The sequence below is a fragment of the Burkholderia sp. EMB26 genome (assembly GCF_024730645.1).
Classification (GTDB): Bacteria; Pseudomonadota; Gammaproteobacteria; order Burkholderiales; family Burkholderiaceae; genus Burkholderia; species Burkholderia cenocepacia.
Genome location: NZ_CP078071.1, coordinates 869,415 through 881,448, shown reverse-complemented (window position 1 = coordinate 881,448; position 12,034 = coordinate 869,415). Strand labels below are relative to the sequence as shown.

Genomic DNA, 12,034 nt, shown 5'->3' with positions numbered 1-12,034 from the left:
TCGTTGAACGTGGACGTGCATGAAAAAGGAGGCGTGGATCGTCGTTACATCAGGCGCCACGGGCCGCTCGCCGCATTGTCGATCTGCGGCAACGCGCGCGAGCCGGGCAGTTCGTAGTGCCACCATTCGCTGTCGATGTGCGCGAAGCCGGCCGCATGCATCACGCCGAGCAGCAGCAGGCGGTTGCGTTGCACGTGTTCGGGCAGCCCCGCGTGAAAGTGGCCCGATGCGGCGACCATCTCGTCGAAGCCGGTGCCCATGTCGAGCGGCGCGCCGTTCGCGCCGACGAGCGTCAGGTCGAGCGCGGTGCCGCGGCTGTGATTCGAGCCGCGGCCGAGGTCGGCGACGAAGTTCGGATCGGGCAGGAAATCCCACAGCACCTGCTGCGCCTGCGGCGGCCGGTAGGCGTCGTAGAGGCGCAGCGTGACGCCGGCCTGCGCGGCGACCTCCACCGCGCGGCGCAATGCGGCTTCGGCGGGCTCGAGCAGCAGGCAGTGCGCGTTGCGGTAGATCGGCTTGCCGGTCAGGTTGCGGTCGGTCGCGTAGACGAGATCGATCTCGACGCGATGCGTGGCGGGCGTGATTTCGACGAGGCGGTGATCGTTCATCGGCAGGGTGGGCTCGCTCAGGATTCGAACTGGTCGAACGTGCGCTGCAGTTCGCGGTTGCGCGCGACGCGCCGGTCGATCGCGGGACCGAGGCGATCGACCACGGCCGTGATCAGCAGGTTGAACAGGCAGGTGAGCGGCGCGAGCGAATCCCAGAACTGGCCGACGTCGGTCTTCACCTGCAGCAGATCGGCCGGCCATTCGCGCGCCCACGGGCACGACAGGTCGGTCACCAGCGCGAACGGCTGCCCGCGTTCGGCGGCCGCCTGGCAATAGCGGCGCGCGCTGCGCGAATACGCGCGCGTATCGGTGACGATGCAGTACGGATGCTCGAATTCGGAGTTCAGCGAATCGACGTACGAGCCCGACTGGCCGTCGGAATAGAACACGCGCGGGCGCAGGTATTCGAGGTAGCTGCTGAATGCGTTGCTGATGCCGCGGGTCGACTGGATGCCGAGGATGAATACGGCATCGGCACGTGCGATCCGGTCGGCGACCTGCGCGAACACCGGGCCTTCGGTCAGGCGGTACACGTGGCGGATCGCGTCGAGCTCGCGTTCGAGTGACGACGCCAGCGTGCCGGCGCTGCCGTTGCCGCCGTTGCGCTCGGCCGATGGCGTGCCGGCGATGCGGCGGTATTCGTCGAGCCGGTCGGTGATCATCCACGGGCGATCGCCGCCGCCGCGCAGTTCGCGCTTCAGGTCGTCGAGATTGCGGTAGCCGACGCTGCGCAGGAAACGCCCGACCGAAATGCCGCTGGTGCCGGTCTGCTGCGCGATCTGGTCGGCGGTTTCGAGCCCGAGCCGATCGAGGTTCGCGAGCATGTAGCTCGCGATGCGCTTCGCGGTCGGCGTCAGCTCGGCAAAGCGGGATTCGACGGTATGGGCGAAGGCGCAGGTCATCGAGCTGTTAGATCGTTGTCATTTAGTGATTTGATGTCATCTATCTGACAAAGCCAAAATCATTCACGCCAGCGGATAAAAACTATCGGGTGGCGGTGAGCGATAGCGGGCTGGGCGTGCGTGCAACGACTGGGGGAGCTACGCACTGGCGGGTGGAAATATTTCTGACAGGAATATTTTACGTTTATCTCTATCAGAGATAATTTGCGTTTATGCCTGTCAGAGATATACTGCATGGATCGCATACAGGACTCCAGCCGTGAATCTCATCGTCAATACCCCTGCTCAACTGGGCGAAATCCTGTCGTCCGCGCGTCAGGCCAAGGGGCTGACGCAAGCCGAAGCGGCGGCGCGCATCGGCGTCGGCCAATCGCGCCTGTCGTCGCTGGAAACGCTCCGCACCGAAAGCCTGTCGCTCAAGCAGTTGCTCGAACTGACCGCGCTGTACGGTCTCGAGCTCAGCATCCGCACGAAGGACGGGCGCGACGCTGCCAACGTCGAGTGGTAATCGATGGGACGCAAATCGCACAGCCGCGCGCTATCGATCTGGGCCAATGGCGTGCGGGTCGGAATCTGGCGGATTCCCGCGCGCGGCGACATGGAACTGCTGTACGACGCCGGCTGGAAACAGTCGGATGCAGGCCGCCCGCTGTCGCTGTCGCTGCCGTTCGGCGTCGGTGATGCGCCGTTGCGCGGCGAGCGCGTCAATCACTACTTCGATAATCTGCTGCCCGACAGCGACGCCATTCGGCGCCGGCTTGCGTCGCGGTTCGGCACGGCGACGACCGAGCCGTTCGATCTGCTCGCCGCGCTCGGCCGGGACTGCGTCGGCGCGGTGCAGTTGCTCGGCGAGGATGAAACCCCGGCCGGCCATGACCGGATCGACGGTATGCCGTTGTCCGACGACGACGTGGCGCGTGTGCTCGATCAGGCGAGCGGGGCGGCGGGCGGTGCGCAGGACGACGACGACTTCCGCCTGTCGCTGGCCGGCGCGCAGGAAAAGACCGCGCTGCTGTTTCACGACGGGCGATGGATGCGTCCGCATGGCGCGACGCCGACCACGCATATCCTCAAGTTGCCGCTCGGGCTGGTCGGCAACAAGCGTGCGGATCTGACGACTTCCGTCGAAAACGAGTGGCTGTGCCTCGCGATCCTGCGCGCGTTCGGCCTGCCGACGGCGGATGCCGACATCGTGCGTTTCGGCGAACACAAGGTGCTGTCGGTCGCGCGCTTCGATCGCGCGCTGCATCGTGACGGCGGCCGGCTGTTGCGCTTGCCGCAAGAGGATTTCTGCCAAGCGCTCGGCGTGCCGCCGCATCTGAAATACGAATCGCAGGGCGGCCCCGGCGTGCCCGATCTGGCCGGCATCCTGCGCCGGTCGGAAACGGCGCAGGCCGACCTCGACACGCTGTTCACCGCATTGGTGGTGTTCTGGATGCTTGCCGCACCGGACGGGCATGCGAAGAACTTCAGCCTGCGCCTGCTGCCGGGCGGCCGCTTCCGTCTGACGCCGCTCTACGACGTGATGTCGATCTGGCCGGTCGAAGGAGATGGCGCGAACCAGTGGTCGTGGCACAAGGCGAAGCTCGCGATGGCCGTGCACGGCAAGCGCAAGCACTATGCGATGCGCGACATCACGCGCCGGCACTTCACTGCGATGGCGGAGCATTGCCTGCTTGGCGATATCGCGACACCGATCGTCGAACGACTCATTGCAATGACGCCACATGTGATCGAATCGGTCGGCGCGGCGCTGCCGGCCGGGTTTCCGGCAAGGATCGCCGAACGCATTCTCGGCGGATTGCGCTTCGCCGCGCAGCGACTCGCCGACATGCCGCGGGAGTGACGCGGGCCCGGGCCCGGTCCCGGCCGGGCAGGTGAAAGCCGGCGCATCCGTATTTTTCCGTTCCGGGTGGCGCGCCAGGCCACCTGAATCGATGGCAGTGGGCTGCCATCGCGCGGTGCGCATATCGATTTCTTTTCCTCGCCATTCATCCCCTGCTGCATCGCAATAATTACAAAATTAAAGCCGATCAGATTAAATCATTAATTCATCTTAATAATTCATTTAATTTTTAGATGAATCTGGATTTAACTTGCGTCACGGGATGTTTGATTTTCGGTAATTCGAAGAAACAGCAAGTGTTCCGTAATGGAAATTCTCTCGATTGCAGGGATGAAGAGGAAATCATGACGAATCTTTCTCGACGCAAGATGCTGGCCGGTACGGCCGGCGCCATCGCCGCCGCGGGCATCGCGGTATCGGCCAAGGCCGCCTCGTTCGGTAATCCGGACAGTCCGCCGGAAGGCGCGGTAAATGCCCGCAACCGCCAGAGCCTGACCGACCCGGGGCCAAAAAATCCGGCCATTGCCAATCAATTCCCGTCTTTTCAGGATCCGCCGGCCACTGATATCAACGGGATGCCGTTATTCTGGGCGTCTTTCAATAATGCTCATAAACGCATTCAAAATGGCGGATGGGCGCGCGAAGTGACGCAGGACGATTTTGCGATTTCCGAAACCATTTCCGGCGTCAACATGCGGCTGACGCGCGGCGGCATTCGCGAGATGCACTGGCACCAGCAGGCCGAGTGGGCCATCATGCTCGACGGCCGTTGCCGGATCACGGTGCTCGACGAACTCGGGCGGCCGTCGGTGCAGGACGTCAAGACCGGCGATCTCTGGTATTTCCCGCCCGGCCTGCCGCATTCGCTGCAGGGCCTCGGCAGCGACGGCGCCGAATTCCTGCTCGCGTTCGATAACGGCCGCGCCTCGGAATTCAACACGCTGTTGCTGACCGACTGGATCGCGCATACGCCGCCCGACGTGCTCGCGCTCAACTTCGGCGTGCCGGCCGACGCGTTCAGGAACGTGCCGCTCGACAACCTGTGGATCTTCCAGGGCGACGAACCGGGCCCGCTCGCGGACGCGCAGCGCGCATCCGCCGCATCGGCCGGTGCGCCGCCGCATCCGTTCATCTTTTCGCTCGGCGACATGAAGCCGGTCAAAAAGACGCGCGGCGGCGAGGTGCGGATCGCGGACAGCACCAACTTCAACGTGTCGACGACCGTCGCGGCGGCACTCGTCACCGTGCATCCCGGCGGCATGCGCGAACTGCACTGGCACCCGAACGCCGACGAATGGCAGTACTACCTGCAGGGCGAGGCGCGGATGACGGTGTTCGACACGGGGCCGAAGGCGCAGACGGCCGATTTCCGCGCGGGCGACGTCGGCTATGTGAAGAAGAGCCTCGGGCACTACGTGCAGAACACCGGCCAGACCGACCTCGTGTTCCTCGAGATCTTCAAGACCGACCGCTATGCGGAGGTGTCGTTGTCCGACTGGCTCGCGCATACGCCGCCGAAGCTCGTCGAAGCGCACCTGAACGTCGCGCCGGACGTGATCGCGCAGTTTCCGCGCAATCGTCCCGACGTCGTGCCGCTGTAACGCGGTCTTCGCACAGCGCCGTGGCCGGCAGGCGGCATGCCGGCCACGGTGCCCGCTCCCGAATCAGTCTGCGTCATTCGAACGGAAACTCCACCATGCTTCCCGTCCCGAGCAAACCTGCCGGCGGCCTTGCGCTGCCGGGCCTGTCCACCGAGCACACCGACGGCGCGGCGCGCGCCGCGCTGGAAGGGCGCCGCACCGGCGTCGCCGCGCTGCTGCCGTTCGTCGGCCCGGCCGTGATCGCGTCGATCGGCTACATGGACCCCGGCAACTTCGCGACCAACATCCAGGCCGGCGCCGCGTACGGTTACCGGCTGCTGTGGGTCGTGCTGGCCGCGAACGCGATCGCGATGCTGTTCCAGGCGATGTCGGCGAAGCTCGGCATCGTGACCGGCCGCAATCTCGCCGAACTGTGCCGCGACCGTTTCCCCGTGCCGGTCGTGTGGGGCATGTGGATGGCTTCCGAGATCGCCGCGATGGCGACCGATCTCGCCGAATTTCTCGGCGGCGCGCTCGCGTTCGGGTTGTTGTGCCATTCGTCGCTGTTCGCGGGGATGATCGCGACCGCGTTCGCGACCTGCGCGATCCTCGCGCTCGAAAAGCGAGGCTTCCGGCCGCTGGAAGCGGCGATCGCGGCGCTGGTCGGCGTGATCGGCGCGTGCTATCTCGGCGAACTGCTGATCGCGCCGCAGGACTGGCACGCGGCCGCGTTCCATCTGGTGGTCCCGCAGATTCCGGATCACGCGGCGCTGACGATCGCGGTCGGGATCATCGGCGCGACGATCATGCCGCACACGCTGTATCTGCATTCGGGTCTCACGCAGGATCGCACCGCCCCGCGCGACGACGGAGAGCGGCGGCGGCTCGTGCGGTTCTCGAATCGCGAAGTGGTGGTCGCGCTGGGGCTCGCCGGGTTCGTGAATCTCGCGATGGTGATGATGGCATCGTCGGCGTTTCACGCGACTGCGCCGGGCATGACCGACATCGGCGACGCCTATCACACGCTGATCCCGGTGCTCGGGCCGGCGGCCGGCGCGCTGTTTCTCGTCGCGCTGCTGACGTCGGGCGTGTCGAGCTCGGTGGTCGGCACGATGGCCGGGCAGGTCGTGATGCAGGGCTTCATCCACCGCCGCATGTCGCTCTGGGTGCGGCGCGCGGTGACGATCGCGCCCGCGTTCGTGGTGGTCGCGCTCGGCTGCGACGTCACGCGGGCGATGGTGGCGAGCCAGGTCGTGCTGAGTTTCGTGCTGCCGATGCCGATGATCGCGCTGCTGATACTGTCGGCGCGCGAAGACGTGATGGGCGCTTACGCGCTGCGGATGCCGCTGCGGATCGTCGCCGGCGCGGCGACGGTCGTGATCGTCGGGCTGAATGCGTACCTGGTATGGGCGGCCTTCAATTGAACCGGTGCGGGCAGGCGCTTACTGCTGCATGTCCGGCGCTTCACGCAGCCGCCAGATCGCGTTGCACTGCTGGCCGCCGAGGCTCGTCGCACGCAGCGTGATGACGGCGCCGGCCGCCACCTGGTACCAGAAATGCGCCATCAGTTCGGTGCCCTTGCGCTGCGCGTGGCCGTCGACCCGCACCTCGCACAGCAGCGGCGACGGCGAACCGGACGGATGCGTGACGTAGACGTTCAGCCGTGCGATGTCGCGGGTCGCGGTGAACACGACTTCGTGGTTGCCGCTGCCGACGAGCATCGTGCCGCCCGGTTCGTCGATCGCCTGCAGGTACGCGCCCGCGCTTGTCTCGATCGCGGCGGACGCAACGGTCAGCCCGGCCGAACGCACGTAATCCGCCGCCGCGATGCGGGCGGCGACCGCATCGGACGGCGCCGGCGTGCCGTCCGACAGCGCGAACGGCTGGCCGTCGCGCAGCGAGGCGTCGGTGTGGTTCGCGTAGTAGCGCCACCGGTCGAGGAAGCGGATGTCGCCGGTCATGTGCAGCGCACGGATCGGCTCGCCGTGGTACCTGAGCGTCGTCGTGCCGGTGCCCGCGTCGAACGATTCGTGAATGCCGTACTTGCTGACGAAGTTCTGGACCGGGTCGAGCAGCGCCGTTTCGCCTTGCGCGCTCCACAGGTGCAGGAACGTCGTGTCGATGCCGAAGCATTCCTGGAAATCGGTGCCGATGCGGGCGATGCAGTCGCGCAGGTGGTCGGCATAATGCGCCCATGCGTCGGCGGTTCCGGCGACGAGCCCGGCTTGCAGCGCACCGCCGTGGCGCGCGTTGACTTCGTCGACGACGAGGCGCCAGTGATGGTCGCGCCGCTCGCCGATCAGCGGCGTGACGACGAACGTGCAGAACAGCGGGTCGGGGCACACGTGGAGCCGGTCGTCGCCGATCTGCGAGAACAGGTCGAACTGCGGCGCGCAGAACCAGATGTCCGCGTCGTACAGCGCGAGCTTGCGGATCTGCGGATGGCGCGCGCAATACCCGGCGGCCTCGATGAAGCGGCCGACCGGCAGCGCATAGGCGCTCGACGCGTCGATCACGTCGACCGACTGGCTCGCGAGAGTCTGCCGTTTGCGCTCGGACAGCCCGTAGCCGATCACCGCGATCCGCCCGTCGTAGCCGGCGTGCCGCAGCGACAGCAGGAACGGCACGAGCATTTCGTACCACGCGCGGTTGTTGTCGTTGATCGCCACGCAGACTGCGTGCTCGCTCGAATGCATGTTGGTGTCCCGTTACGTGTGCCCGGCGCGGTGTCCGCGCGATGCCGGTCATTGTAGATCGCCGCCGCACGGCCCGGCGCAGGCCCCGCGCCGGCTCGGCGGCCCGCGGCGCTGGCCCGCGCGGCGGCGTGGCCGCGCGCGGGCGGCGGCGATTACTTCGCGAGCGTCCGGTACGACACGAGGTCGTTGATCGGCCCGATTTCCGGTCCGGTCGCGCCGGGGCGCGTGGCGACCTGCACGACCTTTTCGAACATGATGATGAACGGCGAGTTCGCGAGCACGGCCTTCTGCAGCGCTTCGTAACGCTGCGCGCGTTTCGCGGGCGACGGCTCGACGAGCGCGGCCTCGGTGTCCTTCGTCAGTTGCGGAATGTTCCAGCTGTTGCGCCACGCGAGCATCTTGGTCGGCGACTGGTCCGAGTTGTCCGGATTCCACGCGAAACCGCGCGCGTTGCTGTTCGGGTCCATGTAGTCGGGCGACCATTCGCCGATGAAGATGTCGTGCTGGCGCGCGCGGTACTTGCCGATCGCCTGCTTCGCGTCGCCCGGGATCAGCTTCACGCGGATGCCGCCCTGCGCGAAGTTCGCCTGCAGCGCCTGCGCGATCTCGAGGTACGGATAGTCGTTCGGCATGTCCATCGTCACGTCGAAACCGTTCGGCAGGCCGGCCTTCGCGAGCAGCGCCTTCGCCTTCGCGACGTCCTGCTTGTACGGCCGCGCGTTCGACGCGCCGAGGAAGCCTTCGGGCAGGAAGGTCTGATGCACCTTGTAGGTCGTACTGACGACGTTGCGCTGGATGCCGTCGTAATCGACGAGCCACTTCATCGCCTGCTGCACCTCCGGCTTCGCGAGATTCGGGTTCTTCGTGTTCAGGCTCAGGTACAGCAGGGCCGACACCGGCCACGACGCGACCTTGATCTTGCCGGCCTTCGACAGCGCGGCGAGGCTGTCGGGGCTCAGGTTGCGCGCGGCGTCGGCGTCGCCGTTCTCCAGCAACAGCCGTTGCGCGGACGCTTCGGGCACGTGGCGCAGCACCACGCGCTTCATCGGGTATGGCGTGCGGTATTTGTCGAAGCGCTGCAGCACGATGGTTTCGTTCGGCGTCCACTTGACGAGCTGGTACGGGCCCGAGCCCGCGTCGTTGGTGCGCAGCCAGCCGCTGCCGAAATCGTTGCCTTGCTGGTGCGACAGCAGCAGCTTTTTATCGAAGACCGAGGCCGGGCATGCGCTCAGCACGTTGAGCACGAAGCTCGGCGCGTATTTGCGGTCGGTTTCGAGCACGACGGTTTGCGGATCGACCACGCGCACCTTTTGCGTCACGTTCGCCTTCGTGAGGCCGAGATCGGCGAGCACGCCGGCCGGCCCCTTGTCGAGCAGGATGGTGCGCTGCAGCGACCACGCGACGTCGTCGGCGGTCACCGGGTTGCCGGAATGGAACGTGAGGCCCGGGCGCAGCTTGAACGTGTAGGTCACGCCGTCGGCGCCGACCGTCCACGATTGCGCGATCTGTCCGTCGAAGCGCGTCGGGTCCTTCAGGTCGACGCGCACCAGCCGCTCGTAGGTGTTCGCGACGTATTCGGACGGCACCAGCTCGTAGATCCCGCTCGGGTCGAGGGTCGTGAATTCGCCGAGTTGGGTGGCGACGACGAAGATGCCGGGCGGCGTGGCAGCCTGCGCCGGCAGCGCCGGAACAAGCGCGACGAGCGCGGCGCTGACGAACAGCCGGGACAGCAGGTGCTTCATGCGGGCTCCATCGAAAGGGAATCGTGGTGCGATTCTCTCATCGACGGGCACCCGGATGAAAATATTCGGCGGGCGCGCCGGTTGGCGCGTGGCGACGGGCCGGGCGGGCGCCCGGCGCGGGAGGTGGTCAGATCGCGCAGCGTGCGATCGCGAAGCGCATCGCTTCCTCGGCCGGCTCGCTGCCGGAGCCGCGCACGACCTTGATCACCGAGCCGTTGCCCGACGGCGTCAGCGTGACGAAGTACGAATTCGAACCGACGGCGATGTCGGTCACGCCGTTGTGCTGCGATTGTTCGGTGCCCGACAGGCGGCTGTCGAGGCAGTTCGCGACCGCGTAGGCCGGGCGTTGCGACGACACGTAGATCATCGGCGCGGCACCCGAGGCGGCCGAGTCGGACGAGGGCGCGGAACCGCAGGCGGCGAGCAGGGCGGCGGGAAGGAGCAGCAGGAATCGTTTCATGGTCGGTCGTCGGGTGTCTCGTATCGAGGCTGGGGCGCGGGGTAGCGAAACGCGAAGCTTCGCGACGAAGCCGCCCGGAATCGGGCCGCTTTTGGCGGGCGACGAGACGGCAGGCGGCTGACGACGGAGTATACCCGCAGCATTTGACGCCGTTGGCGCGTTGAAACGATTCGATACACAACGAGCGCCCGCTGCCGGACGGGCGCTTGCTCGGTGCTCGCCGTTACCGGCGGATCCCGCGGTCGTCGCGATGCCGGCGCACGGAGTGGCGCCGCAACGCATGCGGGTCAATGCGCGCCGGCCGCCGCCGCATCGGCATCGCCGCCGCCCGAGCGCGACGGCTTCGTGATCCAGATGAGCGGGATGATCGCGATGAAGATGATCGCCGACACATAGAAGATGTCGTTCAGGCCCATCACGGCCGCCTGCGAATCGACCGATGCATTGAAGAACGCGAGCGCCGAATCGGGGCTCAGGTGCAGCAGCGAACGGGTCGTGTCGAGCTGCTGCGTGAAAACCGGATTGGTGACGCTCGCCTGTTCGGTGAGCCGCACGTGGTGCAGGATCGTGCGGTCGTTCCACGCGTTGCTGATCAGCGACGTCCCCACCGCGCCGCAGAACGTGCGGCCGAAATTCGACAGGCCGGCCGCGGCCGGAATCTTCTCCGGCGGGAGCCCGGACAGGATGATCGACGTCAGCGGCACGAAGAACATCGCCATCGGAATGCCTTGCAGCAGCGTCGGCAGCACGAGGTCCCAGTGCGACACGTCGGTGTAGAACGTGGTGCGCATCATGAACACGACCGCGAAGCCGACGAATGCGAGCGTCGCGATATAGCGCGGATCGGTGCGCGGCAGCAGGCGCCCCATGACCGGCGTGAGCAGGATCGCGAACACCCCGAGCGGCGCGGTGGCGAGCCCCGAATCGACCGCGCGGTAGCCGAGATAGCCCTGCATCCATTGCGGCAGCAGCACGAGCGTGCCGAAGAACATCCCGTACGCGACGGAGATCGCGATCGTGCCACCCGCGAAATTGCGCTGCGTGAAGAGGCGCAGGTCGACGATCGGATTGGCTTCGTTCAGCTCCCACACGAGGAAGAACGCGAAGCCGATCAGCGCGACGATGCCCAGCGCGACGACGACGGGCGAATTGAACCAGTCGAGATCCTTGCCCTTGTCGAGCATGATCTGCAGCGATGCGACCCACAGTACGAGCAGCAGCAGGCCGACCGTATCGATCGGCAGGCGGCGCGTGGCCGATTCGCGATCGCGGAACACGAACCACGTGACGGCCGCCGCGAAGAAGCCGACCGGAATGTTGATGTAGAAGATCCACGACCAGTTGTAGTCGTACGTGATCCAGCCGCCGAGCGACGGCCCCGCGATCGGCCCGACGAGCGCCGTCATCGACCACAGCGCAAGCGCCGTCGACGACTTCTGCCGCGGCCACGCGCCGAGCAGCAGCGCCTGCGACAGCGGCGCGAGCGGCCCCGCCACCGCGCCTTGCAGGATCCGCGCGGCGAGCAGCGTCGGCAGGTTCGGCGCGATCCCGCACAGCCACGACGCGAACACGAACAGCAGGATCGACGTGACGAACAGGCGTACCTGGCCGAAGCGCTGCGTGAGCCAGCCGGTGAGCGGAATCGACACCGCGTTCGCCGCCGCGAAGATCGTGATCACCCATGTGCCTTCGTCGACCGACACGCCGAGGTCGCCCGAGATCGTCGGGATCGCGACGTTCGCGATCGACGAATCGAGCACGTTCATGAACATCGCCAGCGATACCGCGATCGTGCCGATGACGAGCCGGCCGCCCGACAGCGGGCCTGAAGACGAGGGAGAGGGCATGGCGTTCCTGCGTGATGGACGAAGGCCGTACGGCGCGCGCCGTACGCCGCGCATGCATGTGACGTGCAATGCGGGGACGAAGCGCGAAACGAACGGGCGCACGCACGCCGCACGGCGGCCCGACAAGCGGCGCGGTCGCGTGCGGTGTGCGGTTCGATCGGTGAATCGGAATGGCGAAGCCGGGGCGGGCTTCGCGGGGCGGCTATCGCCGCTCAGGAGGGCGCGACGCGCGTGACGCGTCGGCGGGCAGCACTCACATGGCTGCCGTGGCGTGTGTGGTCGTTTTTCATCGCCACAGGCTAACCATGCGGCGAACGACGATCAACGCTTGCGCGCTCATTAATTCCTTTCCT

10 protein-coding genes are annotated in these 12,034 nt (G+C 66.6%); 4 read left to right on the top strand and 6 right to left on the bottom strand.

The annotated features are described in order from the left end of the window. Nucleotides 1-44: 44 nt before the first annotated feature. Entirely contained in the window at nt 45-608 is a 564-nt protein-coding gene (ddpX, locus tag KU887_RS20760) for a D-alanyl-D-alanine dipeptidase (protein ID WP_060211194.1), read from the bottom strand. 17 nt (nt 609-625) lie between these two features. After that, a complete protein-coding gene (sapR, locus tag KU887_RS20755; protein ID WP_062910428.1) occupies nt 626-1,510 on the bottom strand; it encodes a sap1 transcriptional regulator SapR in 885 nt (294 codons plus the stop codon). 259 nt (nt 1,511-1,769) lie between these two features. Here sapR and KU887_RS20750 point away from each other — a divergent pair, with 259 nt between their 5' ends. The 4 genes from KU887_RS20750 (at nt 1,770) to KU887_RS20735 (ending at nt 6,360) form a co-directional block, all read left to right on the top strand. Beyond that, on the top strand, nt 1,770-2,018 hold the full coding sequence (locus KU887_RS20750) for a helix-turn-helix transcriptional regulator (protein WP_006483523.1): 249 nt from the start codon (nt 1,770-1,772) through the stop codon (nt 2,016-2,018). Between the two features lie 3 nt (nt 2,019-2,021). Beyond that, nucleotides 2,022-3,356, top strand: coding sequence for a type II toxin-antitoxin system HipA family toxin (locus KU887_RS20745; RefSeq protein WP_060263409.1), 1,335 nt, complete (start codon nt 2,022-2,024; stop codon nt 3,354-3,356). 344 nt (nt 3,357-3,700) lie between these two features. Further along, nucleotides 3,701-4,957: an oxalate decarboxylase family bicupin gene (locus tag KU887_RS20740; protein ID WP_043205542.1), complete on the top strand. Its 1,257-nt coding sequence runs from the start codon at nt 3,701-3,703 to the stop codon at nt 4,955-4,957. A gap of 95 nt (nt 4,958-5,052) precedes the next feature. Continuing rightward, nucleotides 5,053-6,360, top strand: coding sequence for an Nramp family divalent metal transporter (locus KU887_RS20735; protein WP_034202215.1), 1,308 nt, complete (start codon nt 5,053-5,055; stop codon nt 6,358-6,360). 18 nt (nt 6,361-6,378) lie between these two features. On the opposite strand, the gene KU887_RS20730 is transcribed toward KU887_RS20735, so the two are convergent. From KU887_RS20730 to KU887_RS20715, 4 genes are all read right to left on the bottom strand, one after another. Next, nucleotides 6,379-7,632: a hypothetical protein gene (locus KU887_RS20730; RefSeq protein WP_258257702.1), complete on the bottom strand. Its 1,254-nt coding sequence runs from the start codon at nt 7,630-7,632 to the stop codon at nt 6,379-6,381. 152 nt (nt 7,633-7,784) lie between these two features. Continuing rightward, nucleotides 7,785-9,374, bottom strand: a complete 1,590-nt coding sequence (locus KU887_RS20725) for an ABC transporter substrate-binding protein (protein WP_048988045.1) — start codon at nt 9,372-9,374, stop codon at nt 7,785-7,787. A gap of 127 nt (nt 9,375-9,501) precedes the next feature. Beyond that, the gene (locus KU887_RS20720) at nt 9,502-9,834 is read right to left on the bottom strand and encodes a hypothetical protein (RefSeq protein WP_034202218.1); all 333 of its coding nucleotides are present in this window, start codon (nt 9,832-9,834) and stop codon (nt 9,502-9,504) included. Nucleotides 9,835-10,121: 287 nt separating this feature from the next. Further along, nucleotides 10,122-11,681: a DHA2 family efflux MFS transporter permease subunit gene (locus KU887_RS20715; protein WP_077021180.1), complete on the bottom strand. Its 1,560-nt coding sequence runs from the start codon at nt 11,679-11,681 to the stop codon at nt 10,122-10,124. Nucleotides 11,682-12,034: the final 353 nt, after the last annotated feature.